This is a genomic window from Cryobacterium sp. M25 (assembly GCF_002929635.1).
GTDB classification, from domain to species: domain Bacteria; phylum Actinomycetota; class Actinomycetes; order Actinomycetales; family Microbacteriaceae; genus Cryobacterium; species Cryobacterium sandaracinum.
Window position 1 is genome coordinate 24,385 of sequence record NZ_PJJU01000033.1, and the last position, 26,079, is coordinate 50,463.

Here is a 26,079-nt window from a genome sequence, read left to right on the forward strand (position 1 = left end):
TCACCCCGTTTCACGGCTTGCCGGCTACGAGAGGACGTCCTTGACCAGGGCCTCGTTCTCGGTGTGCGACCAGAGCGAGTGCAGGTAGCCGACGAGCAGGAGCACGAAGGGCAGGGACACGAGCACCCAGCCGATCGGGCTCAGGCCCCACGATGACATCGTCGGGTCCACGCCCTCGGCCACCGTGCCGGCGAGGAGCCCGAAGCGGCTCATCAGGAGGTACTCGCCGAGGATCAGACCGATGGTGGCCAGCACCGGGGCGATGATGGTCTGGACCACGTTCTCGCTGCCCGCATTGCGGCGGAAGAACGCGATCACCGCGATGCAGACGAGGATCTCGATCAGCACGATCGCCACCACGGCGAGGCCGCTGAACCAGTAGAACATGTTGAGCACCGGGTCGAGCCGGAAAACGGCGAAGGTCACGATGACGAAACCCGTGAGGACCGACGTGGCGAGGGAGGCGGTGCTCGGTGCGCCGCGACCGTTGACGTGGCTGAGCGGCGCGGGCAGCGCGCCGCCGCGGCCGAGGGCGAAGAGGTACCGGCTGGCCGCGTTCTGAAAGGCCAGCAGTCCGGCGAACAGGCTCGAGATCACCAGGACGCCCATCACGGTGGCCATCCACGGTGCCACGTACTGGGTCGCGAGGGAGAAGAGCACCGCGGCCGGGTCGGCCAGGGGAACCCCGTCGAGACTCGACAGCTCCACGGTCTTCTCGACGACCGAGGATGCACCCATTCCCGTGACCATGGCGAGCGCCGTCAGGGCGAACAGCGCCGTGATCACTCCGACCGCCAGGTAGGTGGCGCGGGGGACCACCGTCTTCGGGTCCTTGGATTCCTCGCCGTAGATCGCGGTGGCCTCGAAGCCGATGAAGGACGCGAACGCGAAGGCGAACGCGATGCCCGCCGAGCCGGCCAGCCCGCCGGCGAGGATCGCGGCCGGGTTGAACGAGGCCCAGAAGTTCAGGCCCTCCGGCCCGCCGTCGGCCAGGATGGCGACCGAGGTGACGACCAGTGCCAGGAGTTCGAGCAGCATCAGCACGCCGAGCACCTTGGCGCCGACGTCCACGCTCAGCAGCGAGAGCAGCGTGACGGTCGCCCAGGCCAGCAGCGCCCACGCCCACCAGGGGAGCAGGCCGACCTGGGCGCCGAGCAGTCCGCCGAAGAACCCGTAGATCGCCAGCTGGATGGCGAGGTAGGCGCCCGGGGCGGCCGCGCCGTTACCGAGAACGATCGCGACCGGGACCGCGCCGGTCATGCCCACGAGCGGTGCGGCCGCCGCGACCACGAAGAAGACGATGCCGATCACACCGAGGCGTCCCGTGCGTAGGGTGGTCTGGGAGTCGGACTGAGGGGTACTGCGAGTGGTCGTCATGGGTTTACTCCTCATTGAGTTGACGATTGCGTGAGTTGACGATTGCGTGAGTTGACGAGTGCGTGAGTTGACGAGTGCGCGAAAACGAACGGATGCCGCGATAAACCCGTGCGGCTAGCTGCCGTAGTGCATCCAGACGCCCTTGACCTGCGTGTACGCGTCGATCGAATACGGACCCATCTGTTGCCCCAGCCGCTGGTCTTGAACCCGCCCCACGGCGCGGCCATATCCGGCACCGGTGGCATGTTCACGAAGATCGCACCGGCACGGATGCCGTTGGCCAGGCGGTGTGCCTTCTCGAGGTCCTTCGTCCAGACCGTGGCGGCGAGCCCATAGTCGGTGTCGTTGGCCCGGTTGATGAGCTCCTGCAGGTCGTCGTCATCGTCGTAGGACATGATCGAGAGCACCGGCCCGAAGACCTCGTCGGTCGCGATGGCCATGTCGTCGCGCACACCGGCGAACACCGTCGGCTGGAAGAAGAAGCCGACCTCGCCGGCCCGGGCGCCACCGGTCACGAGTTCCGCGCCCTCGGCACGGCCGACCGTGACCATCCGTTCGACGTGGTCGAGGTGTTTTGAGAGACCAGAGGACCCAGCTGGGTCCTGGGGTCCATCCCGGCGCCAAGCTTCATGCCGGAGACCCCGGCCGCCATTTTCTCGACGAATTCGGCCTCGCGCTTCTTGTTGACATAGAACCGCGTGTAGGCCGCGCAGACCTGCCCGGAATTGAGCATGCCGCCCGCCAGGTTGCAGCCGGCGGCCGCGTCGATGTCGCCGTCCGCAGTGATGATGAAGGGGCCTTGCCCCCGAGTTCGAGGGTGATCTTCTTGAGGTTCGAGGCGGCGGAACCGGCCACGATGGAGCGGCCGACGGCGGTGGAACCGGCACGAAGGGCGGCCTTCGCGACTAAGGACCTGTGGGTGACCCGGTACGCCGAGGACGAGCGCTACCCGACCGGCGACTTCGTCAATCAGCACGCGGGCGGCGCCGGCCTGCCTACATCGAAGCCGACCGCGACATCGACGGCCAGGACATCGTGCTCTGGCACACGTTCGGCCTCACCCACTATCCGCGCATCGAGGACTGGCCGATCATGCCCGTGGACACCGCTGGTTTCAAGCTGAAGCCCGATGGCTTCTTCGACCGCAGCCCGGTGCTCGATGTGCCGCCGTCGACGCCCGTCGAAGAGGGACACTGCCACTGCTGAGTGTGCAGCGCGCCGGGGTCGAGGGAAGACGGGTTTCCCTCCCCGGCCCCGATCCGGCAGTCTGGGAGGATGGCCGAGAAGAAGAGGCAGAGCAACCAGACCGAGACCGGTCCACGTGCAGCACGGGCGGCAGCCGCCGCCCGGCCGCCGCTGAGCCTGCCGGACGCCGTGCGCCTGACGGCCCTGATCCGCATGAAGCGGCTCGCCATCGGACTGCTCCTCCTGATGGCGGTGGTGTTCGCCACCTCGTTCGCGCTGCAGGAGAGCTACCCGTGGCTGCAGTACGTGCGCGCCGCGGCTGAGGGCGGCATGGTCGGCGCCATAGCGGACTGGTTCGCCGTGACGGCCCTGTTCCGGTACCCGCTGGGCCTGCGCATTCCGCACACGAACATCATCGCCAGCCGCAAGGACGAGATCGGGGCCAGCCTGGGTGAATTCGTCGAGACGAATTTCCTCTCCGAGGCGGTCATCCGTGGCAAGCTCGAATCGCTGGGTGCGTCCCGTCGGCTCGGCGCGTGGCTCTCCCAGGAGGAGAACGCGCGCCGGCTCACCGACGAGGTCGCGGTGGCGGGCGCCGGTCTGCTCAACCTGCTCAGCGACGACGCGATCCAGGAGCTGATCGAAACCGTGGCCCGCGAGAACCTGCTGAAGCCGGAGTGGGGTCCGACAATCGGGCACGTGGGGGCGCGGCTGGTCGAGTCGGGGCAGCAGCACGCCGCCGTCGACCTGCTGCTGGAACGGGCCGAGGGCTGGCTGTTGGAGCATCCGGAGGCCTTCGGGCGGGCCGTGTCCCAGCGCCTGCCGACCTGGCTCCCCGGTTTCGTCGACAAGCTGGTCGACGACAAGGCGCACCGGGAGGTGCTCGCCTTCGTGGCCACCGTGCGTGCGGATGCCGCGCATCCGCTCCGCCAGGCCATCGATCGTTACCTCGTCGAGGTGACCGACGACCTGCAGCACGAGCCGGCGATGATCGAACGGGTGGAGGCGCTCAAGCTCGAACTGCTCGACAGCGCCCGGCTGCGCGATTTCGCGAGCAAAACCTGGGAGGCCGTGAAGGTCTCCCTGACGGCGGCGCTGAACGACCCCTCGAGCGGGTTGCGCACGGGCATCCGCTCGACCGTCATGGAGGTCGGCGGGAGACTGTCCACCGACCCGGCCCTCGGCACCCGCGTCGACCGGTGGCTGGCCGACAGTGCAAGCTACATCGTGCGCCGGTACCGGCACGAGATCGCCGAGGTGATCACCGAAACCGTCGCGCGGTGGGACGCGGCCGAGACGGCCGAGAAGATCGAACTGCAGATCGGAAAGGACCTCCAGTTCATCCGCATCAACGGCACCGTGGTGGGCGCGCTCGCCGGCCTGGTCATTTTCGCGCTCGCCCAGGCCGTTGTGGCACTGGTGTAACGCGGCCCTGGACTCCCGCCCCGAATGGGGAATACTTGGAATCCAGCCCATCCGGTCGATCCCGGTGTACGATTCCAGGCTCGGAAATCTGGCGGACCACCACGGCCGGCTCCTGAACCGGGTGACGGTACGGCTCGTCGCCGACAGCAGCGACGGGGTCGCGTTCGTACCGTCCAGTGCGGCGCCGACGCCGCCGCCGGGCCGATACCGGTCCACGGATACGTATGCGCACTGGGCCGACGTTCTCGCCTCCCGGATGGCGCCGCTCCTCGGCGCCGACCGGGTCGCGACCCCTGACGCCGAACCGGTGCCCTCCGACGACCAGGCGAGGGCGAAGGAGGCGCGGCGCCAGCTCGCGGTCGACCAGCTCGGGATCGTCGACACCCCGCCCGAGGAGCGCTTCGACCGCATCGCGGCACTGGCGCGCACCCTGTTCGGCACCCAGTCCGCGGCGCTCACGGTGATCGATGGCGATCGCCAGTGGCATAAGGCCCGCATCTGCGTGGCCGATGCCGAGTCGCCGCGGTCCAATTCGTTCTGCGCGGTCACCATTACGGGCACCGCGGCTATGGTGATACCGGATGCCCTTCTCGACGACCGCTTCCGAGACAATCCACTCGTGGTGGGCGAGCCAAAGTTCAGGTTCTACGCCGGATTCCCGATCGAGTCGCCGTCGGGGGAGCTCATCGGGGCCCTCTGCGTGTTCGACTCGGAGCCGAGGGCGGCAGGAACCGTCGACCTCGTGCTGTTGCGCGAGTTGGCGCTGATGGTGCAGCGAGAACTCGCAAGCCCGTTCACCGCCGAGTGGCGGACGCGCCCGTAGACGCACCCCTAGGCGGCGTGGGCGACACCGGCGGGTGCCGATCCGGGCGACAGGCGCGTGCGCGGGGCCGCGCCGATCACGGCGTTGTCCGGAACCCGCAGATCGCGTTCGACGACCGCTCCGGGGCTGAGCCGTGCCCCGCGACCGATCCGCACATAGCTGCCCAGCCGCGTGGCGCTGCCGACGACAGCGTCCGCGCCGACGTGCACGTTCTGGCCGATGAACACGTGAGAACCGATGACCGCGTCCTGGTCGATCCAACTGCCGGGGCCGATCCACGCCTCCGCCCCGACCCGCGCGCCGCTCTCCACGTAGGCGGTTCGGGATACGAACGCCTCGGGGTGCACGCGTGCGCTGGGGGACACCAGTCCGCGTCCGTTGGGGTGACGCCGGTACCGGGTGATGATCCCGGTCTCGATTTCAACTTCTTCATTCACTCTGCCCACGGGGCCTCCTTCTCAGGTCGCCGGCATCGGGCATGCCGGCACCATGTCAGAGAAGTATGGAGCAGCTACCCGAACGCCGCCCGAATCATCGCTGGGTGCTCGCCGGGAGTCCGGAGTCGATGCTGGGCCCGGGCGAGACCCGGGTCTGCACCGACGCTGATCCTGTGAGTGGGCCCCGTCGGGCTCGAACCGACGACCCAAGGATTAAAAGTCCTTTGCTCTACCAACTGAGCTAGAGGCCCGCGGTTAATAATGTACAGGGGATTTTGGATCCGTTTTTCTAGGTACCGTGGGAGAGGGTTTTCTGCAGACGAGACGGATGTGCCCACAGCGAACACGAAACCGAGCCCAGGAGGATGCCATGGCCGAGAATTTTCACAAGCCGACCCAGTTCTCCGGCAGCAAATTCGAGTCCTTCCAGGGGGGCGAAGACCCGGCACTGATCAGCCGGGTGGCGCATGAAACCGCGCACGCGCTTCTGGCCCGCGTGCGCAGCGACCCTGACCCCGACATCGTCGAGCGGCTCGTGACCTACACCGACGAGAACGGCGTCGACGCGGTGGCCGAACTCTGGTCGCGTGCAACGCCGCGCAGCCTGCCCGGGGCGCTCTGGCGGATCTACCTGGTGCGGTTGCTCATCCGCCAGGATCCCGAGGGCACGGCGTTCCTCTACCAGCGCGGAACCGAAGTCACGGTTGCGATCGACCCGGTCATCGCCGGGGCCGCAGTGCCCACGGGCACGGCGGAGATTATCGTCCTGGCCGACCAGATCCTGCGGGGGATCTTCACCGGGGATTTCGCCGTGGCACTCGACCGCGCGGCGGCGTTCTGCCGCGTCATCTCCGTCGGCTGCACCAGCGTCGCGGACGACCTGGAGACGACCGAACCGCTCCGGTCCACCGAACTGACCACCCGCGCCCTCCGGTTCTCCACCACCGCCCAGGAATTCGGCTCCTGCGCCCGGCTCTGGCGCAGTGACTCGCTGGACTGACCTGTCTAACTGATCGGCTGCGAGCCGTCCCGCCGGGTGCGCGATCCGCATCCGGGTCGTTTACACTGGACTCTGGTCGGGCCGCAGTAACCCCGGGCTCCAATATTCGCCGCTGTGAGCGGCCTCGCGCCGAGAGGCGTTCTGCGGTCCGGCCTTCACTCTTCCTCCGCCTGTCGTGACACACCAATCCGATTCGGTCTCCGCGCCGAACCATGGACGTGGACAAGACCTGAGATGCTTGTTCTCATGAGTGCTGAATTCAACGTCAACCGGGAGGGGACTGTTCCTGTCTCCCATGAGGAATTGCTGGGCCGGGTGGCGCAGGGAGACGAAGGAGCATTTGGAGAGCTGTATGACCGGATGGCCTCGCGTGTTCTCGGTCTCGTTCGACGTCTTCTGGTTGACCCTTCGCAGTCGGAGGAAGTGACGCAGGAGATCTTCCTGGAGATCTGGCTGACGGCGACGAGGTACGAGGCCCAGCGCGGCGGGGCGTCGACCTGGATCCTGACCATGGCGCACCGCCGGGCGATCGACCGGATTCGGTCGTCGCAGGCCAGCCGCGACCGGGATATCAAAATCGGCATCCGTGATCTTGCGGTTGCCTACGACGAGGTGTCCGAAACGGTCGGAGTACGAATCGAGCACGAAAGAGTGGAAAAGGCGATGTCCAGATTGACGGAACTGCAACGCCAGGCGATCAGCCTCGCCTACTACGGCGGCCTCAGCCAGAGTGAAGTCGCCGAGCGGTTGCAGATCCCTCTCGGAACTGTGAAAACGAGGCTGCGCGACGGCATGATCCGCCTGCGCGACGAGTTGGGAGTGGCGTCATGAGCGACAACACCCGGAATGACGACCCCCGCAACGCCGCCGGGCAGAACCCGGGCGAGCTCGCCGGCGCCTACGCCCTCCACGCCCTGGGCGCGGAAGAGGCCGCCGTCTATGAGGAGCACCTCAAGGCGTCCGAGCCGGCCCGCATCGAGGCGGCCGAGCTGAGTGACACCGCGGTGGCGCTGGGCCTTGCCGCCGCCCCCGTTCAGCCCTCGGCCGGACTCAGGGCCTCCCTGATGGCAGGACTTGCCGCCACGCCGCAGCTCGCGCCCCTGCCGGCCGATCAGACGGCACCGGCCACCCCCGCGCCGCGCGTCGATCCCGCTCCGATCCAAGGCGCCACCGCAGCGGGCAGCGCCTCCGAGCGCGCCCGCCTGCGCTGGTTCCAGCGGCCCGTCGGCGTTCTCGCGGCGGCCGCCGCGGCCGTCGCCCTCTTCGCGGGCGGCACCTTCGTCGGCCAGTCCCTGGAGTCCGACCAATTCGAACAGGACCAGGCGGCCGGTCTCGTGCAAATCACGGCGGCCGCTGACATCCAGCGCGCGTCGGCGACCACCGCCGACGGTCAGGAAGCCACCCTGGTCTGGTCCGAAGAGAGCGGACTCTCAGCGCTCCTGGTCGACGACCTGCCGGACTTGCCGTCCGACCGGGACTACCAGCTCTGGTACATCGGCGGCTCCGGCGCGGTTCCCGCCGGAATCTTCGACTCGCCCGGCACCGGCACCGTCTGGCGCGTGCTCGACGGCAGCCTCACCGCCGGCGACACGATCGGCGTCACGGTCGAGCCGAAGGGTGGCTCGGAGCAGCCCACCAGCGACCCGATCCTCGCCATCCAGAGCTCCTGAGCTGCTTGATCTGAGTCGATCCCGACCTGATCCTGACCTGCTCCTGACCCGATACTCTATGCTCGTCAAATGACTGTTCGGCGAATGACGCTGCCCTTCACCCTGCTCCTCGACCCGGTTCCCGCCGACGCGCCGCAGACGGAATTCGACGACACGTTCCACGAGGTGGACTCGGATGCCCCGGCGTTGCGGGTGGGGGAGTTGAGCGCCCAGCGGGGCGACGGCGTCTTCGAGACACTTGGCGTGGTCGGCGGCCACCCTCAGGCGGTCGGCCCTCACCTTGCCCGGCTGGGCACCTCGGCCGCGACCTGTGAGCTGCCCGAGCCGAACACGGCTCAGTGGCTGGCCGCGATCGCGCACGTGGTCGACCGCGTCCCGCACGAGGGCGAAGTTGTGCTCAAGCTCGTCTACAGCCGCGGCGTCGACTCCGGCCCGGCACCCACGGCCTGGCTTCACGCGACCCCCGCGCCCGACTTCGCCGTCGTCCGCGAGGACGGCATCCGGGCGGTCACCCTGGACCGCGGCTACCCGCACGGCGTCGCAGAGCAGGCGCCCTGGCTCCTGATGGGCGCGAAGACGCTCAGCTATGCGGTCAACATGGCCGCCCTCAGGGAGGCCCGCCGCCGCGGCGCCGACGACGCGATCTTCCTCACCCACGACGGCTTCGTGCTCGAGGGGCCCACCTCGACCGTGATGCTCTGCAGGGGCGACGTCTACGTCTCTCCCCTGCCGAGCGGAGCAATCCTGCACGGCACCACCCAACAGAGCGCGTTCGAGCACCTTCGGGCGGCAGGGGAGCGCACGGAATACCGCGACATGAGCGTCGACGAGCTACGGTCGGCGGATGCCGTGTGGCTGCTCTCCAGCCTGCGCCTGGCCGTGCACGTGACCGAACTCGATGGCAGACCAATGCCCGTCGACTCCGAGCGCACCCGCACCCTCAACGCCGCCCTGCTCGCCCGCACCGTCTGACGCCCCACCCGCGGCCCGTCGCCCCGCAGCCCGCTTGCTAACCAATTCGACGGAGATTCTGCTCCAATCGTGCCGTTTCACGCGTAATCGGCGCGTTCAGGGCAGAATCTCCGTCGAATTCGTTCGGGGCACGGAGCCAGGGCGCAGTGCTGTCCGCGCGCCAGGCACGGAACCGGGCTTAGCCGAAGCGGCCGGAGACGTAGTCCTCGGTGGCCTGCTCGCTCGGGTTGGAGAAGATCGTGGTCGTGTCGTCGTACTCGATCAGCTTGCCGGGCTTGCCGGTGCCGGCGATGTTGAAGAATCCGGTGCGGTCGGAGACCCGGGATGCCTGCTGCATGTTGTGAGTGACGATCACAATCGTGTAGTCGGCCTTCATCTCCTCGATCAGGTCCTCGATCGCCAGCGTCGAGATCGGGTCGAGGGCCGAGCACGGCTCGTCCATCAGGATGACGTCGGGCTGCACCGCGATCGCGCGTGCGATGCAGAGGCGCTGTTGCTGCCCTCCGGAGAGGCTCGAGCCGGGCTTGTCGAGGCGGTCCTTGACCTCTTTCCAGAGGTTCGCGCCCTGCAGCGACTTCTCGGTCAGGTCGTCGGCGTCGGACTTGGCCATCCGGCGGTTGTTGAGCTTCACGCCGGCCAGCACGTTGTCGCCGATCGACATGGTCGGGAACGGGTTCGGGCGTTGGAACACCATGCCCACCTGGCGGCGCACGAGCACCGGGTCGACGCCCTGAGCATAGAGGTTGTTGCCGTCGATGAGTACATCGCCCGTGACGTACGCCCCGGGGATGACCTCGTGCATGCGGTTCAGCGTGCGCAGGAACGTGGACTTGCCGCATCCGCTGGGCCCGATCAGGGCCGTCACGGTTCGAGGCTCGATCACCAACGACACGTCTTCGACAGCCAGAAACTTGCTGTAGTAGACGTTGAGGTCGTTGACTTCAATGCGCTTGGACATGCATTCCTTTGGATCAGACGGCCGAGGCCGGGAGGTGGAGCCTAGCGGCCGAGCTTGGGGGAGAAGATTTTGGCGATGACGCGCGCGCCCAGGTTCAATAGCATCACGATCAAGATGAGCGTCAGGGCGCCGGCCCAGGCACGGTCGAGGTAGGACTGGGTGTCTGCGCCCTGGTTGGCGTACTGGGTGTAGACGAACACGGGCAGGGTCATCATGCGCTCGTTGAACAGGTCGTAGTTCATGCTGGCCGTGAACCCGGAGATGATCAGCAGCGGGGCCGTCTCACCGATCACGCGGGAGATCGAGATCATGATCCCGGTCACGATCCCGGCGAGGGATGTCGGCAGCACGACCTTGACGATGGTCAGCCATTTCGGCACACCGAGCGCGTACGCCGCCTCGCGAAGCTCGTTGGGAACAAGCTTGAGCATTTCCTCGCTCGAACGAACGACGACGGGGATCATCAACACTGTGAGGGCGATGGCGCCGCCGAATCCGAAGCGGATGCCGGGGTCGTTGAACAGGAGAGAGAACAGGGCGAACGCGAAGAGTCCCGCGACGATCGACGGGATGCCGGTCATGACGTCGACGAAGAACGTGATCGCCCGAGCCAGCCGGCCTCGGCCGTACTCGGTGAGGTAGATCGCTGCCAGGAGGCCGATCGGCACCGAAATGAGCGTGGCCACACCGGTGATCAGCAGCGTGCCGATGACGGCGTGCAAGGCGCCGCCGCCCTCGCCCACGACGTTGCGCTGGGATTGGGTGAAAAAGCTCGGGGTGAGGAACGCCGGCAGTCCGTTGACCAGGGTGGTTATGACGAGCGAGAAGAGCGGCAGCAGGGCGACCGCGAAGGCCACGGTCACGAGGGCGGTGACCAGGCGGTCCTTGGCCTTGCGCACGCCCTCGACGAAGTACGAGAGCAGGTAGATGGCGACGCAGTAGACGACGGTGCCGAAGAAGAGCGTTCCGACGACGTTGAATCCCTCGGCGGCGCCGGAGAGCATCACCACGAAGAAGAACGCGCCTGTGACCAGCCAGCTGGCCAGGAGCACGGCCAGAGAGGTGTGCCGAGGAAGCTTGCCCGCGGTGAGGGAGTTAGTCAGGGGCGCGGCCGTGTTCGTGGCCGTGGTCGTCAGGCTCATCAGTTCGCTCCGGAGAATGCCTTGCGGCGGTTGATGATGACGCGGGCGATCATGTTCACCACGAGCGTGATGACGAAGAGGATGAGGCCCGTCGCGAGCAGAATATTGACGCCGACGCCGTGCGCCTCCGGAAAGTTGAGGGCGATGTTCGCGGCGATTGTGGTGGGGTTCTGCGAGGTCAGGAGCTGGAAGATGACGTCCCGGCTGGGTGAGAGCACCATGGCGACGGCCATGGTTTCACCCAGGGCCCGGCCGAGGCCGAGCATCGAGGCGGAGATGATCCCGGCACGGCCGAAGGGCAGCACGGCCATGGCGATCATTTCCCAGCGGGTTGCGCCGAGGGCCAGTGAGGCCTCCTCGTATAGCACGGGGGTCTGCAGGAAGATCTCCCGGGACAGCGCCGTGATGATCGGCAAGACCATGACAGCCAGCACGATGGCGACCGTGAGCGTCGTGCGCCCGGTGCCGGAAACCGGGCCGGCAAAGAGGGGGATCCAGCCGAACCACTCGACCAGGTTCGTGTAGAACGGCTGCACGAGCGGCGCGAGCACGCCGATGCCCCACAGCCCGAAGACGACGGAGGGCACGGCGGCGAGAAGGTCGATCAGGTAGCCCAGGCCCTGCGCGAGCTTGCGGGGGGCATAGTGCGAGATGAAGAGCGCGATGCCGATGGCGACGGGCACGGCCATGATCAGCGCGAGGAACGCCGCCCAGAGTGTGCCGAACGCGAGCGGCCAGACATACGACCAGAAGTTGGTGGTGTCGCCCTTGAACTCCTCCGGGTCGGCGAGAAAGGCCGGCAGGCTCTGCACGAGCAGAAAGGCCGCGACGGCGGCGAGAATTGCCAGGATGAGGCTGCCGGCCACAATCGTGCTCGTGGCGAAGATGCGGTCGCCGGGGCGTTCCTTGGCCTTGAGCGAGGGTCGCTCTACTGCGGTCGTCATGCCGGGTATCTCCCTGGGAAGGTTGGGGCAAAAGCTAAGAAAGAGAGGTTCAGGTCACAGGCCACGAACCCCAGTCTGCCCGACCCGGTGCTCGCAAGCCATGCGAGTCCCGGATCGGGCAGCTGAGGAACGGCGAAACAGGAGCTACTTGATGGTATCGAGAACCGCTGCGACCTTGTCCTGAAGTTCGGTCGTCATCGATGCCGCGCCGGCGGATGCTACCGCTTCGGCCTGGCCCTCGGCGCTGGCCATGTAGCCGACGTAGGCCTTGACGAGCTCAGCCTGGGCGGGGTCGGCGTACTCGGTGCAAACGATCGCGTAGCTGACCAGGACCAGCGGGTACTCGGCCGGGTTTTCGGTCATGCGGTTGAGGTCGAACGCGAGGTCGTTGGCTTCGCGGCCCTCGACGAGAGGAGAACCGTCGACGACGGCGGCGGCGGCTTCGGCGCTGTACGCGACGAACTCGTCGCCGACCTTGAGCTTGGCGACCCCGAGGTCTCCGGCGCGCGACGCGTCGGCGTAGCCGATCGTGCCCACGCCGTTGGTGACGGCGTCGACGACGCCCGAGGTGCCCTGCGCACCCTCACCGGTCTGGAACGGGAAGGCGTCGGAAGCCTTCTCGGTCCACACGTCCGGGGCGTTCTGGCCGAGGTAGTCCGCAAAGTTCTTCGTGGTGCCCGAGTCATCCGAGCGGTGCACGGCGGTGATCGCGGTCGACGGGAGCGAGACACCCTCGTTCAGTGCGACCAGGGCCGGGTCGTTCCAGGTGGTGATGGCGCCGGAGAAGATCTTGGCCAGCGTGTCGGCGTCGACGTTGAGGTCGTCGACCCCATCGACGTTGAAGATCACAGCGATGGGGGAGATGTAGACGGGCAGGTCGACCGCGGTGGTGTCCGCTGCGCAAGAACCGAAGGTGCCGGCGAGCTCGTCGTCGCTCAGGTAGGAGTCGGAGCCTGCGAAGTCGGAGCCACCGGCGATGAACGCCTCCCGACCTGCGCCGGAACCGGACGGGTCGTAGTTGATGGTGACGTCCGGGTTCGCAGTCTGGAACGCTGAGATCCAGGCTTCCTGGGCTGAGCCCTGGGAGGACGCGCCACCGGCGTTGATCGTGCCGGTGAGGGCGCTGGCGGAGTCGGACTCCGGAGCGGCGCCTTCGTTCGCGGCGCAGGAAGACAGTGCCAGTGCGGCGACGACGGCGATGACCGCGGGTCGGCCAAAACGCATGAAATTCACAGATATCCCTTTCGAGGGTTGACTTCATAACAAGTGACTGCAGGTTCGAGACCGGTGCTGGCCTCACCGTGACCATATTCCGCCTGGTTAACGACACCCCTGCGAAAAGGTTAACGGAAAGTGAACGCGGCGGGGCAGGCCGATAGAAGCAGCGGGGTATTCACTGAATACCGTGGTCAGAGGGCAGGCGAGTGTGTTTCGATCGCGACGATTCCCGCGCTCGGATTGTCGGCGGAGAGGTGCACCACCGAGAACGACCCGGTTTCGAGGGCCGCCGCGTCGGAGATGTACGCACCGTGGGTGGTGCCGGTGGCCAGGGCGATCTCGTGCAGGATCTCGGGGAGAACCGGCCCGTGGCTACAGATCACAGCAGTCTTTCGCGACCGCACCCGCTTGCCGATGCCGGAACGGACATCCGCCAGGCCCTGCTCGAACGCGTCCTGGCTGTAGCGTTCGGTGCGCTTGATCTGGATGCCGGTGGCCGCCGCGAGCGGGGCCACGGTGGTCACGCAGCGGGTCGCCGTGCTCGACACGATCCGCAGGGGCTGCCAGGCGGTGATCGTGGGCACGATGGCGGCGGCCTGCTTGACGCCGCGCTCGGTCAGCGGCCGGCTGCAGTCGGGGCCGTCCCAGTTGCCGGGCTGCACGGCCTTGCCGTGGCGGAGCGCGATCAGGGCGAAGGTGCGGGTGACACCGGTGTCGACGAGCTTGGCGAACGCGTCGATGATCTCCACGTCGGGCGTGTAACTGAGGTAGGTGCGGGCCTTCTTGATGGTGACCCACTCGATCGCCGCGACCTCGCCGTTGGGCACGAAGGTCGAGTGCTGGATGGCCTCGGGCGTGATCTCTGCGGCCCAGTAGTGAACGATCTTCTCGCGGCCGTTGAGCAGCGAGTAGGCGGAGATGCCCAGTGGCACGCCGAGGGCCACGGCCAGACCGGTTTCCTCCCCGATCTCGCGCACGGCCGTCTGCGGCAGGGTCTCGCCTGGGTCGACCTTCCCTTTGGGAATGGTCACGTCGCCGTACACGGTGCGATGGATCAGGAGAACGTGGATCTTGCCGTCGATCAGGCGCCAGCAGACGGCGCCCGCAGCGTAGATGGCAGGGTCGCTCATCGGCGCCCCGCCGGGCGCTTGCGGAGGGAGATTTGTTGCATGAGCCTGTTCTGCATGTCGTCGAGCGGATGGCCGGAGCCGTCCAGGTGGTGGCGCGTCCATTCGCCCGAGCTGTCCAGCCACCAGGATGAGGTGCGGTCGTCCATGGCCCGGGTGAAGAGGGCGTCGATTTCGGTCAGGTGGTCAGGGTCGACGAGGCGCACCAGCGCCTCGACCCGGCGGTCGAGGTTGCGGTGCATCATGTCGGCGCTGCCGATGTAGACCTGCGGGTCACCGTTGGTGTGGAACGAGAAGATCCGGGAGTGCTCCAGGTATCGCCCGAGAATCGAGCGCACCTTGATGGTCTCGCTCATCCCGGGGACCCCGGGCTTCAGGCTGCAGATGCCGCGCACCCAGATCTCGATCGGCACGCGCGCCTGGCTGGCCCGATACAGTGCGTCGATGATGGCCTCGTCGACCATGGAGTTCACCTTGATCCGGATGCCCGACGGCTTGCCGGCCTGGGCGGCCGCGGTTTCCGTCGCGATGCTCTTGAGCAGGGCGCGGCGCAGGTGCAGCGGCGCCACCAGCAGGCGCTTGAATTTCTTCTCGATCGCGTAGCCGGAGAGTTCGTTGAACAGACGGGTGAGGTCCTTGCCCACCTGCGGGTCCGCGGTCAGGAGCCCGAGGTCTTCGTAGAGGCGGCTGGTCTTGGGGTTGTAGTTGCCGGTGCCGATGTGGCTGTAGTGGCGCAAAACGCCGTCTTCGTTCCGCACCACGAGCGCGAGTTTGCAGTGCGTCTTCAGGCCCACGAGGCCGTAGACCACGTGCACGCCGGCCTTCTCGAGCTTGCGGGCCCAGGTGATGTTGGCCTGTTCGTCGAAGCGGGCCTTGATCTCCACCAGGGCGAGCACCTGCTTGCCCGACTCGGCGGCTGCGATCAGCGCCTCGACGATGGGGCTGTCGCCCGAGGTACGGTACAGGGTCTGCTTGATGGCGAGCACGTCCGGGTCGGCCGCGGCCTGCTCGAGGAACGCTTGCACGCTGGTCGCGAACGACTCGTACGGGTGGTGCAGCAGGATGTCCCGGCGCGAGATGGCGCTGAAGATGTCCGGTTCCGCGTTCGGTTCCGGGGCGAGCAGCTGAACGGCCGTCGTCGGCACGTGCTTCACGTAGCGCAGGTCCGGGCGGTCGATCCGCAGGTCGAAGAGGCCGCCCAGGTCGAGCGGGGCCGGCAGGCGGTACACTTCCTGATCGGTGACGTCCAGCTCGCGCACGAGCAGGCCGAGGGTGACCTCGTCCATGTCTTCGGTGATCTCGAGACGGATGGGCGGGCCGAACCGGCGGCGCAGCAGCTCCTTCTCGAGGGCCTTGATCAGATTCTCGGTCTCGTCCTCTTCAATCTCGACGTCTTCGTTGCGGGTGACCCGGAAGACGTGGTGCTCAAGGATGTCCATGCCCGGGAACAGGTCTCCGAGATGGTTCGCGATCAGGTCCTCGAGCGTGATGAAGCGTACGCTGTCTGCCTTCTCGCGGCGGTCCACGCGCACGAAGCGGGGGAGCATGGTGGGCACCTTGAGCCGGGCGAACTCCTGCTTGCCGGTTTTGGAGTTGCGCACCCGGACCGCGAGGTTCAGCGAGAGCCCGGAGATGTAGGGGAATGGATGCACCGGGTCGACCGCGAGGGGCATCAGCACCGGGAAGATCTGGTTCGAGAAGTAGTCGCGCAGGGAACGGCGGTCGGCGTCGTCCAGGGTGTCCCAGTTGACGATGTCGATCCCGGCTTCGGCGAGGGCCGGGCTGACGAGGTCCTGGAAGGCGTGGGCGTGCCGGGCCTGCAGAACGTGGGCCGTGGTGGAGATGTCGGAGAGGGCGTCCTGCGGGGCGCGCCCGATGTTGGTCGGCACGGCCAGCCCGGTGAGGATGCGGCGCTTCAGGCCGGCGACCCGCACCATGAAGAATTCGTCGAGGTTGCTGGCGAAGATGGCCAGGAAGTTCGCCCGTTCCAGAGCCGGGAGATCGGGGTCCTCCGCGAGCTCGAGCACCCGCTGGTTGAAGGCCAGCCAGCTCAGTTCCCGGTCGAGGTAGCGCTCGGTAAGGAGCGCCGGATCGTTCACGCCGATCAGGGGATCGAAATCATCGTCAAAGTCGCTGCCCAGGCCCGAGTCGGTCTGAATGTTATCGCCGTCCATTCAACCATCTTGACACTGCGGACCGCGCGAATGCGACGATCTTGGGTGAACACTGGTCAACGCGGGCTCCGGCGGTACTGCACATCGATCGTTCGCTCGGTGAACCCGAGCGAACGATACAGGGCCACCGCGGCGGCGCTGTCGGCCTCCACATACAGGTCCGCGGTTCGGCACCCGCGTTCGCGGAGGCGGTCGAGCCCGGCCAGCATGAGGCGGCGGCCGACGCCGCGACCGGCGGCATCCGGGTGCACGCCGACGACGTAGATCTCGCCCACCGGGGAGCCCGACTCGATCTTCAACCAGTTGTAGCCGACCATCCGACCGGTGCCAGTGCCGGCGTCGCGGGCCACCAGGAAATCACCGGCCGAGAACCACGGTTCGGCACAGCGGGCGGCCAGATCGCTCGCGGTCAGAGCCCCCTGCTCCGGGTGCGCGGCGAACACCAGCGCGTTCAGCGCCACCCACTCCGCGTCGTCCGTCCCGGGCCGGAACGCGTCGATCTGGATGGCGGCACGGATGCCGGTGCGGGCAGGGGCTCCGGGCTCGGCCGGCGCGCTGCCGGCTGTCTCCTTCGACAGGTCCAGCCGCAGCTGCAGCAGAGTGCGCTCGGCCGTGAAAGCGAACCGATCGGCGAGCGCCCGGGCAGCGGGGTGGTCGCCGTGCGACCAGATCGTCAGCTCCCCGGGCGCGTCGGCCAGGATTTCGGCCAGGGCGGCCGCGCCGTACCCGTGCCGGCGTCGGGCCGGGTCGACGACGAGGTCGAGTTCGCCGGCGCCGAGGATGCCCGCACCCACGACGACGTTCCCGTCCTTCTCCACGACCAGGAACGGGGCGCGGTGCCCCGCTGCCACGTCGAAAAGGGACTGTTCGTTGAACGGCGCGTAGCCGTCGCCCTGTGTGGCGGCGGCGCTGACCCGGTGGAACTCGGCCGCGAAGGCGGCATCCGTCAGATCAGGCGCAAACCGGATGAATGCCACGGGTGCCGTCCTGTTCCTGCACATTGAAGCGGTAGCCCACGTTGCGCACGGTGCCGATCAGGGACTCCTGGTCGCCGAGCTTGGCCCGCAGTCGCCGCACGTGCACGTCCACCGTGCGGGTGCCGCCGAAGTAGTCGTAGCCCCAGACCTCGCTGAGTAGCTGTTCCCGGGTGAAGACCCGCGACGGATGCGCGGTGAGAAAGCGCAGGAGCTCGAATTCCTTGTAGGTGAGGTCCAGCGGCCGGCCGTGCACCTTGGCGGAATAGCTGGCCTCGTCGATGATGACCCCGGCGGCGCGGATGGTGGCGGATTCCTCAGTGCGGGGCACGCGCCCGACGGCGAGGCGGATGCGCGCATCCACCTCGGCCGGCCCGGCCGTCTCGAGGATGACGTCGTCGACGCCCCAGTCCGTGCTCACCGCGGCCAGGCCGCCCTCCGTGATCACGAGCAGCAGCGGAACGGTGTTTCCCGTGGTGCGCAGAATCTGGCAGAGCGACTTGGCCGCCATCAGATTGGAGCGGGCATCGACGAGCATGAGGTCGGCGTCGGGCGCCGTCACGAGCTGGTCCGGCTGGGCGGGGATGGTGCGCGTGCCGTGTGACAGCAGGGCGAGGGCGGGAAGAACGTCACTGTTGACCGCCGAGGTCAGGATCAACAACTGGGCCACACTCACCCTCCAAGGATTGTGCGCCCAATCCTAGCGTGCCGCGGAAAGGGTCCCGGGCAGGGCAGAATGAGAGGGTGAGCTGGCAGTGGAAGAGCGTCGTCGTGGTGTGGTTGTTCGCGTTCGCGTGCGCCGTGCTGGCCGGATGGCTGTCGCTGCCCGGCCAGCATCTGATCTGGATCAGCCTCTCCTTCGCCGGCTGCACGATCGGAACCCTGAGCGTACAGCTCGCGACCGGACGCAAGGAAGGCTACGTGGACCGGGTTACGACCAGCCTCGTCGGTGCCGTGGCCGTGCTCGCCGCCGCCACCGGAATCTTCGCTCTCGCCGGGCTCCTCTGACTCTGATCTGAGTCAGCCCGTGCTCGTGTTGTTCTGCTGAGGCGTGCCGAGGGGTTATCGCGCGCGAGCGGGCTAGAGTAAGGGGCATGTCTATCCTCGCTATCGAAATCTTCTTCCTGGGGCTGCTCGCGCTGGCGAGCCTGTCGATCGCCTGGGTGTCCGGCTTGGTTCTGTTCAAGCTGTACCGGGGGCAGCGGTAGCCCTCGATGTTCGAGCTGCCCCCTCAGCTTCCCTCCGAACTGGTGCCGCTGTCGTGGCTCCTCGGGGTGTGGGAAGGTTCGGGAGTCATCGACTATCAGATCGGCGAAGAGTCCGTCAGCCGGGAGTTCGGTCACCGGTTGAGCTTCAGCCACGACGGCCTGCCGCACCTGAATTACAACTCCTACACCTGGCTCGAGCCCACGCCCGACGCCGACGGCGGTGAGTCGACGCCGCTGATGACGGAAACCGGGTACTGGCGGCTGAGCCGTGCCCAAGGGCTCGGCGATCCCGGTCCGGGTCTGCTGCCGGCCGTGGGTGAGCATCCGTTCGTCACCGCTGCGGCGGTCGAAACCCTCCGCAACGCCGACAACGGCTTCGATATCGACGTGACCATCGTGCACCCCGGCGGAGTCGCGGAAATCTACCTCGGCCAGGTCAAGGGTCCGCGCATCGACCTGGCGACGGATGCCGTGATGCGCACCCAGGGTGCCAAACCCTACTCGGCGGCGACGAGGCTCTATGGTCTGGTCGACGGCCATCTGCTCTGGGCCTGGGACATGGCCGCCTTAGGTCAGAGCCTGCGCACCCACGCGTCCGGCCGCCTCAAGCGCGTCGAATAAACCGGGCATCCCTGCGCCTCACATCCAGGCGCCCCGGCGCCGAACCGTCCGTTGGAAAGAGCTCCCATGACCGATGCACCCGTGTCCCTTCTCCCGTCCTCGCCGCTCAGATCCCCGCTGCTCGAACTCGACGGCGCGGTGCAGGCCGAGGGCATCGACGCCGGCGTGGCCGCGCACTACGGCGGACCTCTCACGGAGCAGCGCCGGCTTCTCGCCGGCGGAGCCGTCGTCGACCTGTCCCACCACGGCGTGCTGAGCGTCGCCGGACCGGACCGGTTGACCTGGCTCAACTCCATCTCCAGCCAGGAGCTGCGCCGCCTGGCGCCGGGGGAGTCCACCGAGACGCTCCTGCTCGACCCGAACGGCCACGTCGAATACGCCATGGCGGTCATCGACGACGGGGTGGAGACCTGGCTGCTGGTCGAGGCAGCCCAACTGCCCGGGTTGCACGCGTGGCTCGACACGATGCGCTTCACACTGCGGGTGCAGGTCGTCGACCACACTCTCGCCTACGCCGTGATCGGGTCGATGGGTGACCCTTCGGTGTTGCCGCTCACACCGGCCGCGCCGAGCGGAGTGCCTCTGGTGTGGCACGACCCCTGGACCCAGGTCTCCGCGGGCGGATACCAGTACGCGCCTGGACCGGCGCATCCGGCCGCCGCGTGGCACTGGACCGAGACCCTCGTCCCCCGCGCGTCCCTGCCGGCTCTGCGCGACGCCGTGCGGAACGGAGGGGTCGCCGCGGCCGGCCTTCTCGCCGTCGAGGCCCTCCGGATCGCGGCGTGGCGCCCGCGCCGGGCCACGGAGGTCGACGAGAAGAGCCTGCCGCACGAACTCGACTGGCTGCGCAGCGCCGTGCACCTGAACAAGGGCTGCTACCGCGGCCAGGAGACCGTGGCCAAGGTACACAACCTCGGGCATCCGCCCCGCCGCCTGGTGCTGCTGCACCTGGACGGCTCCGACGCGGTGCTCCCCGTGCACGGGGACGAAGTGCAGGCCGTGAAGCAGCTGGCCGATGGAACCACCGAGCACCGCGGTATCGGCCGGATCACCTCCAGCGCCATCCATTACGAGCTGGGCCCGATCGCGCTCGCCACGGTGAAGCGCACCGTTCCCGCCACGGTCACTCTGTACGTGGCCTCCCAGGACATCCTCGTCGCGGCCGCGCAGGAGGTCATCGTGCCTCAGTCGGCGGGCTCGGTGGCCGATATCCCGCGCCTGCCCCGGCTCGGCATCCGCACGCCCGGCCACTGACGCCGGTCACTGACCCGGGCCGCCGACCCAGCCCCGGCGCGCTCGCCACGTCGGTAGAGTTGGACTCATGTCAGATGCATACAATCTCATCCTTCTCCGTCACGGCCAAAGCCTATGGAACCAGGAAAACCTTTTCACCGGCTGGGTGGATGTCAGGCTGAGCGAGCAGGGCGCGGGCGAAGCCAAGCGCGCCGGCGAGCTTCTCGCCGAGTCGGGCCTGCTGCCCGACATCCTGCACACCTCATTACTTACCCGCGCCATCCAGACCGCGAACATCGCTCTGGAAGAAGCCGACCGGCTGTGGATCGACGTCAAGCGCTCCTGGCGGCTCAACGAGCGCCACTACGGCGCCCTGCAGGGTCTCGACAAGGCGGAGACCCTCGCCAAGTTCGGGCCCGAGCAGTTCCAGCTGTGGCGCCGCTCCTTCGACGTTCCGCCGCCCGTGCTGGCCGACGATTCCCGCTGGTCTCAGGCGCACGACCCGCGTTACGCGGCGCTCGGCGACGACCTGCCCCGCACCGAGTGCCTCAGCGACGTCGTCGACCGGATGCTGCCCTACTGGGAATCCGACATCACCCCCGACCTGCGTGCGGGCAAGACGGTTCTCGTCACCGCCCATGGCAACTCGCTGCGCGCGCTGGTCAAGCACCTCGATGGCATCAGTGACGCGGACATCGCCGAGCTGAACATCCCCACCGGCATCCCGCTGGTCTACCGCCTCGGCGCGGACATGATGCCGCTCGGCCCCGGCCGTTACCTTGACCCCGAGGCTGCCGCCGCCGGTGCCGCCGCCGTCGCGGCCCAGGGAAACAAGAAGTAGCGTCCAACCCACCAGGAACGAGAAAGCCCCGGAAGCGACTGCTTCCGGGGCTTTCTCGTTCCTGGCGACGCCGGAACGCCTGGACTCTAGGCGTTCGTGTTCTGCTGCCAGGCGCCGGTGCCGAGGTACTGCACCTTCTTCGCGATCGAGACCGCGTGGTCGGCGAAGCGCTCATGGTAGCGGCTGGCGAGGGTGGAGTCGACCGTGTCGGCCGCCTGGCCCTTCCAGGTCGCCCCGAGCACGGCGTCGAACACGCTGAGGTGCAGCGCGTCGACCTTGTCGTCTTCGTTGCGGATGGTTTCGGCCAGCTTCATGTCCTCATTGGTCAGAAGCGCGGTGAGCATGTGCGCGATTGCCGTGACGAGCGTGCCCATCTCGGCGAAGGTGGCGCGCAGGCTTTTCGGCACGACCTTGTCGGGGAACCGGTAACGGGCCAGCTGGGCGATGTGCGTGGACAGATCGCCCATCCGTTCGAGCGACGCGCTGATGCGCAGGGCGCTGACGACGATGCGCAGGTCGCGTGCGACCGGCTGCTGGCGGGCCAGGATCGTGATGGCCAGCTCATCGAGTTCGATGGTCAGCTCGTCGATCTTCTCGTCTTCGGAAATCGCTTCGTCCGCCAGACCGACGTCGGACTCGTTGAAGGCGCGCGTCGCCTTGTCGATGGAGATCGCCACGAGTCGGGAGATCTCGACAAGGCGATCCTGCACTTCGGCGAGTTCCTGCTGGAATACTTCACGCATGGTGTGTGGTCCTTCCTGGGCGCGCGTAACACGCAGACGCGTGAGACCCACCTGGCCCCACCGAATCATGGGGGAGGGAGGTTAACGGCAGGTGCCGTGGTCTTGAACTCTACCTAAAGTAGTCTGCGCGCCGGGACGGCCCCGTCACCCACCCGGAATAAACGTCAGTATTCTGGATGAATGGAATCGACAGGGCTTGTGCTTCTGGCGCTGGCCCTCGGCCTGACTGTCGGGGCCGGTTTCATGACGCTGCTGCACGTGGCCGAGCGTCACGGTCGGCGCGCCGCCGAGGTCGTCAACCCGGCCGTCCCCGACGGAATCGACCAGGTGCTCGACGCGCTGGAGACGGCCGGTGCCGTCGTCGACCCGTCCAACAACGTGATCAAGGCATCCCAGGCCGCGGTGTCGATGGGACTGGTCTGGAACCGGCAGCTGGTGCACTCCGAGCTCCTGAACCTGATCAGCCAGGTGCGCCGTTCCGGCGAGCCGATCTCGGACCACCTGGTCCTCTCCCGCGGGCCCTTCGGTGATGCCAGCATGCGGGTGCGGGTGCGGTTGGCCCGGCTGGGAACACGGTACGTTCTGGTGCTGGCGGAGGACCGCACCGAGGCTTTCCGGCTCGACGAGGTGCGCCGGGACTTCGTCGCCAACATCAGCCATGAGTTGAAGACGCCCATCGCCGCCGTGGGGCTGCTGGCCGAGGCGCTCACCCAGGCGGCGGACGAGCCGGTGCAGGTGCGCCGCTTCGCGAACCGCCTTACCACTGAGTCCGGTCGCCTCAGCCGCCTGACCCAGGAGATCATCGAATTGTCCCGCCTACAGGCGCAGGATTCCCTGACCGAGCCCGAGATCCTCAACGTCGACGTCATCGTGGCCACGGCGGTGGACCAGAGCCGGGTCACCGCGGAGGCGGACCGGATCACGATCGCCCTCGGCAAGAAATCGGGGGCCGAGGTGAGCGGCGACGAGCGGCTCCTCGTGATGGCCGTGCACAATCTTGTGGCCAACGCCGTGAACTACTCAGCAGAGGGTTCCCGCGTCGGGGTCGGGGTGCGCAAGAACGCCGGAGTCGTCGAGATCAGCGTCACCGACCAGGGCGTGGGTATCGAGGAAGCCGATCTCGATCGGATCTTCGAACGCTTCTTCCGGGTCGACCAGGCCCGCTCGCGGCACACCGGCGGTACGGGGCTCGGCCTCGCGATCGTCAAGCACATCGTTCAGATCCACGGCGGCGACATCCGCGTCTGGTCGCAGCCGGGCAGCGGTTCGACCTTCACCATCCGCCTCCCGGAGGCGCCGCACCCCGCTTCGGCGGCGATAGGAGACACCCCATGACCCACATCCTTCTAGTCGAAGACGAGAGCGCGCTCAGTGAGCCGCTGAGCTTCCTGCTCGAGCGGGAGGGGTACGAGGTCACCGTCGCCGAAGACGGTCCGAGCGCCATCAGCGAGTTCGACCGCACCGGCGCAGACCTGATTCTGCTCGACCTCATGCTCCCCGGCATCCCGGGCACGGAGGTGTGTCGGGAGATCCGCACGCGGTCGTCTGTGCCGATCATCATGCTGACCGCCAAGGACTCCGAGGTGGACATCGTGGTCGGGCTCGAGCTCGGCGCCGACGACTACGTCACCAAGCCGTATTCGACCCGGGAACTGCTCGCCCGCATCCGTGCCGTTTCCCGGCGCCGCACCGACGAGGTCGGGGAGGACCTGAGCCTGCTGTCGGCGGGCACAGTGCGGATGGACACCGAGCGGCACACCGTGACAGTGTCCGGCGAGATCGTGAACCTGCCGCTGAAAGAATTCGAGCTGCTGGAGTTCCTGCTCCGCAACGCCGGCCGGGTGCTCACCCGAGGTCAGCTGATCGACCGGGTCTGGGGCAGCGACTATTTCGGGGATACCAAGACCCTGGACGTGCACATCAAGCGGATCCGGTCGCGGATCGAAGCCGCCCCCTCGGATCCGACCATGCTGGTCACCGTGCGCGGCCTGGGCTACCGCTTCGACGCCTGAGGCCGGGCGCGACGGAGGGCGCCCGCGCGGGAATGCGTGCCGCGATCCGGAGTGGCCAGTCGGCCTCGCCCTACGGGGCGGAGGTCGGCAGCAGCGTCGAGTACTCCTCGAGTGAGCCGTCGAGCACCGGGACGAGAACTTCGACGCCGGTCTCGTTGCCGTACTGGAAGAAGACGGGGAACAGCGACCCCGGCGCGACGTCGGCCGTGACGGTGACGGTCGGGGCATCTGGTGTGCCGAACGTGACGCTGGAGTTCGCGTCCACGTTCACCTCCTGGGTGAACTTCTCGGTGCCGTCGTCGTACTGCACGTTCAGGCTGTGTGCCGAATCGCCCGAGTTGACGACGGTGACCACGAGGTTGGCGATGTTGCCGTCGTCCGACAGGAGCATGGCGTTGCGGATGGCGAGGTCGCCGACATTGCCGCTGACTCCGTCGCTTGCGTCGTATTTCGCGGTCGTCGACTGTGGTGCCAGGAGATTGCAGCCGCTGGTCCCCAGAAGGATGCCGGTCGCCACAACGACGGACACGATGATACGAGCTTTCACAACGCCTCCAACAGATCACCGTTCCGCCTGACGGCCAAACGCTGCAAATTTAGCTTTCCCCTTCAGCCTACCGGCTCCCGTCGGGCTGGGCCGCGCGCGCCCGGGCGCGGCGCACCTTACCACTGGCGGCTGTGGTATCCTCGACGTTGCTGAAGGGATACACATATGCTGTTTGAGGTTGGCGAAACTGTCGTTTATCCCCACCATGGTGCTGCGACGATCACCGAGGTGAAGACGCGCATGGTCAAGGGTGAAGAGAAACTGTACCTGAAGCTGAATGTCACCCAGGGCGATCTGACCATTGAGGTTCCCGCCGAGAACGTCGACCTGGTCGGCGTTCGCGACGTGATCGGCCAAGAGGGTCTCGACAAGGTGTTCGAGGTGCTGCGCGCTCCCTTCACCGAAGAACCCACCAACTGGTCCCGCCGGTACAAGGCCAACCTGGAAAAGCTCGCATCCGGCGACGTCATCAAGGTGTCGGAGGTCGTTCGTGATCTGTGGCGTCGCGACCAGGACCGGGGCCTGTCCGCCGGCGAGAAGCGGATGCTGGCCAAGGCCCGTCAGATTCTTATTTCAGAGCTGGCCCTGGCGGAGAAGACCGACGAAGAGAAGGCCTCCACGTTCCTCGACGAGGTCCTGGCGTCCTAACCGGCACAGCCGGAACCGGCAGAATCAGAACCCACGTAACCAGACTTGCTTTCGATGGAGGGCGGCGCCGCGAGGTGCCGCCTTTCGTGCTTCCGGCGCCCGCACCGACGCGGTCTTTTGCCGCAGTACCTCCCGCACCACTTCGTACTCACCGTCTCGCGTCCATTCGTCGCCGACCTCACCAGATAGCCTCCAGATATGACTGAAACCCCTGCGCCCCAGGTCGCAGTCATCGTCGTCGCCGCCGGGAGTGGCAGCCGGCTCGGGCACGCCGAGCCGAAGGCGTTCGTCTCGCTGGCCGGACGCACGCTGCTCGAACGCGCGCTTGCCTCTGTGTTCGGGATGCGGGACCCGGTGCAGGTCATCGTTGTCGCGCCCGACACCCACCTGGCCCACGCCCGCCGGGTCGCCTCGAGGGCGGGCGGGGCAGCATCCGTCGACGTGGTGGCCGGCGGCGCCACCCGACAGGAGTCGGTGAACCGCGGCCTGGCCGCGCTGCACCCCGGCGTGCGCACCGTCCTGGTGCACGACGCCGCGCGCGCCCTCACGCCCGCCGCGCTCTGCGACGCCGTCGTCGACGCGGTGCAGTCAACCGGTCACGGCATCGTTCCCGGCCTGGCCGTAGTCGACACCATCAAGAAAATCTCCGCTACCGGCGAGATCCTGGGCACGGTGGACCGCGCCGCACTCTCGGCCGTGCAGACCCCGCAGGGCTTCCCGAGGGAGATGCTCGCCGCCGCGGCCGCCGCGGCCGCCGCGGCCGCCGCGGCCGCCGCGGCATCCGCCGGCTCGTCGCTCGA

The 26,079-nt window shown here is 67.5% G+C and carries 26 protein-coding genes, 1 tRNA gene and 2 pseudogenes; 15 read left to right on the forward strand and 14 right to left on the reverse strand.

Annotated elements, in window-relative coordinates; all coding sequences use genetic code 11:
• Positions 1-24: 24 nt before the first annotated feature.
• Positions 25-1,377 (reverse strand): APC family permease, encoded by a 1,353-nt coding sequence (locus tag CXY81_RS02435; protein ID WP_104193854.1) that lies wholly within the window; start codon positions 1,375-1,377, stop codon positions 25-27.
• 11 nt (positions 1,378-1,388) lie between these two features.
• Positions 1,389-2,232: pseudogene (locus tag CXY81_RS17355) on the reverse strand (aldehyde dehydrogenase).
• Positions 2,233-2,260: 28 nt separating this feature from the next.
• Between CXY81_RS17355 and CXY81_RS02445 the strand changes: the two are divergent.
• The 3 genes and pseudogenes from CXY81_RS02445 to CXY81_RS02455 form a co-directional block, all read left to right on the forward strand.
• Positions 2,261-2,583: pseudogene (locus CXY81_RS02445) on the forward strand (histamine oxidase); the annotation flags it as partial.
• 69 nt (positions 2,584-2,652) lie between these two features.
• A complete protein-coding gene (locus tag CXY81_RS02450; RefSeq protein ID WP_104193855.1) occupies positions 2,653-3,987 on the forward strand; it encodes a DUF445 domain-containing protein in 1,335 nt (444 codons plus the stop codon).
• A gap of 64 nt (positions 3,988-4,051) precedes the next feature.
• The gene (locus CXY81_RS02455) at positions 4,052-4,810 is read left to right on the forward strand and encodes a GAF domain-containing protein (RefSeq protein WP_104193856.1); all 759 of its coding nucleotides are present in this window, start codon (positions 4,052-4,054) and stop codon (positions 4,808-4,810) included.
• 8 nt (positions 4,811-4,818) lie between these two features.
• Here CXY81_RS02455 and CXY81_RS02460 read toward each other — a convergent pair whose 3' ends face one another.
• Both CXY81_RS02460 and CXY81_RS02465 read right to left on the reverse strand, forming a co-directional pair.
• Positions 4,819-5,256 carry a hypothetical protein gene (locus tag CXY81_RS02460; RefSeq protein ID WP_104171837.1) on the reverse strand — a complete coding sequence of 146 codons (438 nt, stop codon included), beginning with the start codon at positions 5,254-5,256 and terminating at the stop codon, positions 4,819-4,821.
• Positions 5,257-5,425: 169 nt separating this feature from the next.
• Positions 5,426-5,498: transfer RNA gene (locus CXY81_RS02465), tRNA-Lys, on the reverse strand.
• Positions 5,499-5,617: 119 nt separating this feature from the next.
• Between CXY81_RS02465 and CXY81_RS02470 the strand changes: the two genes are divergently transcribed.
• The 4 genes from CXY81_RS02470 to CXY81_RS02485 all read left to right on the forward strand — a co-directional run bounded on the left by CXY81_RS02470 (position 5,618) and on the right by CXY81_RS02485 (position 8,889).
• Entirely contained in the window at positions 5,618-6,247 is a 630-nt protein-coding gene (locus tag CXY81_RS02470; RefSeq protein WP_104100162.1) for a DNA-directed RNA polymerase subunit beta, read from the forward strand.
• A 246-nt stretch (positions 6,248-6,493) separates the two neighbouring features.
• On the forward strand, positions 6,494-7,078 hold the full coding sequence (sigK, locus tag CXY81_RS02475; RefSeq protein WP_104193866.1) for an ECF RNA polymerase sigma factor SigK: 585 nt from the start codon (positions 6,494-6,496) through the stop codon (positions 7,076-7,078).
• The gene (locus CXY81_RS02480) at positions 7,075-7,917 is read left to right on the forward strand and encodes an anti-sigma factor domain-containing protein (RefSeq protein ID WP_104193857.1); all 843 of its coding nucleotides are present in this window, start codon (positions 7,075-7,077) and stop codon (positions 7,915-7,917) included. Before sigK ends, CXY81_RS02480 begins: the two co-directional genes overlap by 4 nt.
• A 69-nt stretch (positions 7,918-7,986) precedes the next feature.
• Positions 7,987-8,889 (forward strand): aminodeoxychorismate lyase, encoded by a 903-nt coding sequence (locus CXY81_RS02485; RefSeq protein WP_233193934.1) that lies wholly within the window; start codon positions 7,987-7,989, stop codon positions 8,887-8,889.
• 178 nt (positions 8,890-9,067) lie between these two features.
• Here the strand turns inward: CXY81_RS02485 and pstB are convergent, their stop codons facing one another.
• The 8 genes from pstB to CXY81_RS02525 all read right to left on the reverse strand — a co-directional run bounded on the left by pstB (position 9,068) and on the right by CXY81_RS02525 (position 18,096).
• Positions 9,068-9,847, reverse strand: a complete 780-nt coding sequence (pstB, locus tag CXY81_RS02490; protein WP_104193859.1) for a phosphate ABC transporter ATP-binding protein PstB — start codon at positions 9,845-9,847, stop codon at positions 9,068-9,070.
• Positions 9,848-9,888: 41 nt separating this feature from the next.
• The gene (gene pstA / locus CXY81_RS02495) at positions 9,889-10,989 is read right to left on the reverse strand and encodes a phosphate ABC transporter permease PstA (protein WP_104171841.1); all 1,101 of its coding nucleotides are present in this window, start codon (positions 10,987-10,989) and stop codon (positions 9,889-9,891) included.
• Positions 10,989-11,933 (reverse strand): phosphate ABC transporter permease subunit PstC, encoded by a 945-nt coding sequence (gene pstC / locus CXY81_RS02500; protein WP_104100157.1) that lies wholly within the window; start codon positions 11,931-11,933, stop codon positions 10,989-10,991. Before pstC ends, pstA begins: the two co-directional genes overlap by 1 nt.
• Before the next feature lie 144 nt (positions 11,934-12,077).
• Complete coding sequence (gene pstS / locus CXY81_RS02505; RefSeq protein WP_369828329.1) at positions 12,078-13,166, reverse strand: phosphate ABC transporter substrate-binding protein PstS; 1,089 nt, start codon at positions 13,164-13,166, stop codon at positions 12,078-12,080.
• 176 nt (positions 13,167-13,342) lie between these two features.
• Entirely contained in the window at positions 13,343-14,281 is a 939-nt protein-coding gene (locus CXY81_RS02510; protein WP_104171843.1) for an NUDIX hydrolase, read from the reverse strand.
• Entirely contained in the window at positions 14,278-16,452 is a 2,175-nt protein-coding gene (locus tag CXY81_RS02515; RefSeq protein ID WP_104100155.1) for an RNA degradosome polyphosphate kinase, read from the reverse strand. The genes CXY81_RS02510 and CXY81_RS02515 overlap by 4 nt, the downstream gene beginning before the upstream one ends.
• A 56-nt stretch (positions 16,453-16,508) precedes the next feature.
• A complete protein-coding gene (mshD, locus tag CXY81_RS02520) occupies positions 16,509-17,429 on the reverse strand; it encodes a mycothiol synthase (RefSeq protein ID WP_233193935.1) in 921 nt (306 codons plus the stop codon).
• Positions 17,404-18,096, reverse strand: coding sequence for a response regulator transcription factor (locus tag CXY81_RS02525; protein ID WP_104193861.1), 693 nt, complete (start codon positions 18,094-18,096; stop codon positions 17,404-17,406). Before CXY81_RS02525 ends, mshD begins: the two co-directional genes overlap by 26 nt.
• A gap of 74 nt (positions 18,097-18,170) precedes the next feature.
• On the opposite strand from CXY81_RS02525, the gene CXY81_RS02530 reads away from it, so the two are divergent.
• The 4 genes from CXY81_RS02530 (at position 18,171) to CXY81_RS02545 (ending at position 21,329) form a co-directional block, all read left to right on the forward strand.
• Positions 18,171-18,434 (forward strand): hypothetical protein, encoded by a 264-nt coding sequence (locus CXY81_RS02530; protein WP_104171846.1) that lies wholly within the window; start codon positions 18,171-18,173, stop codon positions 18,432-18,434.
• Positions 18,435-18,640: 206 nt separating this feature from the next.
• Positions 18,641-19,255 carry an FABP family protein gene (locus CXY81_RS02535; protein ID WP_104171847.1) on the forward strand — a complete coding sequence of 205 codons (615 nt, stop codon included), beginning with the start codon at positions 18,641-18,643 and terminating at the stop codon, positions 19,253-19,255.
• 66 nt (positions 19,256-19,321) lie between these two features.
• Positions 19,322-20,509: a folate-binding protein YgfZ gene (locus CXY81_RS02540; protein ID WP_104193862.1), complete on the forward strand. Its 1,188-nt coding sequence runs from the start codon at positions 19,322-19,324 to the stop codon at positions 20,507-20,509.
• Positions 20,510-20,576: 67 nt separating this feature from the next.
• Positions 20,577-21,329, forward strand: coding sequence for a phosphoglyceromutase (locus tag CXY81_RS02545; RefSeq protein WP_104100149.1), 753 nt, complete (start codon positions 20,577-20,579; stop codon positions 21,327-21,329).
• Between the two features lie 86 nt (positions 21,330-21,415).
• On the opposite strand, the gene phoU is transcribed toward CXY81_RS02545, so the two are convergent.
• The gene (gene phoU, locus CXY81_RS02550; protein WP_104193863.1) at positions 21,416-22,072 is read right to left on the reverse strand and encodes a phosphate signaling complex protein PhoU; all 657 of its coding nucleotides are present in this window, start codon (positions 22,070-22,072) and stop codon (positions 21,416-21,418) included.
• Positions 22,073-22,252: 180 nt separating this feature from the next.
• On the opposite strand from phoU, the gene CXY81_RS02555 reads away from it, so the two are divergent.
• Complete coding sequence (locus CXY81_RS02555) at positions 22,253-23,407, forward strand: cell wall metabolism sensor histidine kinase WalK (protein WP_104171849.1); 1,155 nt, start codon at positions 22,253-22,255, stop codon at positions 23,405-23,407.
• Entirely contained in the window at positions 23,404-24,084 is a 681-nt protein-coding gene (locus CXY81_RS02560; protein ID WP_104100146.1) for a response regulator transcription factor, read from the forward strand. The genes CXY81_RS02555 and CXY81_RS02560 overlap by 4 nt, the downstream gene beginning before the upstream one ends.
• Positions 24,085-24,154: 70 nt before the next feature.
• Here CXY81_RS02560 and CXY81_RS02565 read toward each other — a convergent pair whose 3' ends face one another.
• Positions 24,155-24,631: a hypothetical protein gene (locus tag CXY81_RS02565; protein WP_104193864.1), complete on the reverse strand. Its 477-nt coding sequence runs from the start codon at positions 24,629-24,631 to the stop codon at positions 24,155-24,157.
• 165 nt (positions 24,632-24,796) lie between these two features.
• Here CXY81_RS02565 and CXY81_RS02570 point away from each other — a divergent pair, with 165 nt between their 5' ends.
• Positions 24,797-25,279 (forward strand): CarD family transcriptional regulator, encoded by a 483-nt coding sequence (locus CXY81_RS02570; RefSeq protein ID WP_104171851.1) that lies wholly within the window; start codon positions 24,797-24,799, stop codon positions 25,277-25,279.
• A gap of 198 nt (positions 25,280-25,477) precedes the next feature.
• The coding region (locus CXY81_RS02575) for a 2-C-methyl-D-erythritol 4-phosphate cytidylyltransferase (protein WP_158251982.1) at positions 25,478-26,079 on the forward strand (602 nt) is incomplete at its 3' end.

Excerpts from the sequence above, each read along its gene's own strand:
- CXY81_RS02540 (WP_104193862.1), top strand. The coding sequence starts at position 19,322 with ATGACCGATGCACCCGTGTCCCTTCTCCCGTCCTCGCCGCTCAGATCC.
- sigK (WP_104193866.1), top strand. The coding sequence starts at position 6,494 with ATGAGTGCTGAATTCAACGTCAACCGGGAGGGGACTGTTCCTGTCTCC.
- CXY81_RS02450 (WP_104193855.1), top strand. The coding sequence starts at position 2,653 with ATGGCCGAGAAGAAGAGGCAGAGCAACCAGACCGAGACCGGTCCACGT.
- CXY81_RS02510 (WP_104171843.1), bottom strand. The coding sequence starts at position 14,281 with ATGAGCGACCCTGCCATCTACGCTGCGGGCGCCGTCTGCTGGCGCCTG.
- pstC (WP_104100157.1), bottom strand. The coding sequence starts at position 11,933 with ATGACGACCGCAGTAGAGCGACCCTCGCTCAAGGCCAAGGAACGCCCC.
- pstB (WP_104193859.1), bottom strand. The coding sequence starts at position 9,847 with ATGTCCAAGCGCATTGAAGTCAACGACCTCAACGTCTACTACAGCAAG.
- CXY81_RS02555 (WP_104171849.1), top strand. The coding sequence starts at position 22,253 with ATGGAATCGACAGGGCTTGTGCTTCTGGCGCTGGCCCTCGGCCTGACT.
- CXY81_RS02570 (WP_104171851.1), top strand. The coding sequence starts at position 24,797 with ATGCTGTTTGAGGTTGGCGAAACTGTCGTTTATCCCCACCATGGTGCT.
- phoU (WP_104193863.1), bottom strand. The coding sequence starts at position 22,072 with ATGCGTGAAGTATTCCAGCAGGAACTCGCCGAAGTGCAGGATCGCCTT.
- CXY81_RS02535 (WP_104171847.1), top strand. The coding sequence starts at position 18,641 with ATGTTCGAGCTGCCCCCTCAGCTTCCCTCCGAACTGGTGCCGCTGTCG.
- CXY81_RS02560 (WP_104100146.1), top strand. The coding sequence starts at position 23,404 with ATGACCCACATCCTTCTAGTCGAAGACGAGAGCGCGCTCAGTGAGCCG.
- CXY81_RS02545 (WP_104100149.1), top strand. The coding sequence starts at position 20,577 with ATGTCAGATGCATACAATCTCATCCTTCTCCGTCACGGCCAAAGCCTA.
- CXY81_RS02470 (WP_104100162.1), top strand. The coding sequence starts at position 5,618 with ATGGCCGAGAATTTTCACAAGCCGACCCAGTTCTCCGGCAGCAAATTC.
- pstA (WP_104171841.1), bottom strand. The coding sequence starts at position 10,989 with ATGAGCCTGACGACCACGGCCACGAACACGGCCGCGCCCCTGACTAAC.
- CXY81_RS02515 (WP_104100155.1), bottom strand. The coding sequence starts at position 16,452 with ATGGACGGCGATAACATTCAGACCGACTCGGGCCTGGGCAGCGACTTT.
- CXY81_RS02485 (WP_233193934.1), top strand. The coding sequence starts at position 7,987 with ATGACTGTTCGGCGAATGACGCTGCCCTTCACCCTGCTCCTCGACCCG.
- CXY81_RS02435 (WP_104193854.1), bottom strand. The coding sequence starts at position 1,377 with ATGACGACCACTCGCAGTACCCCTCAGTCCGACTCCCAGACCACCCTA.
- CXY81_RS02480 (WP_104193857.1), top strand. The coding sequence starts at position 7,075 with ATGAGCGACAACACCCGGAATGACGACCCCCGCAACGCCGCCGGGCAG.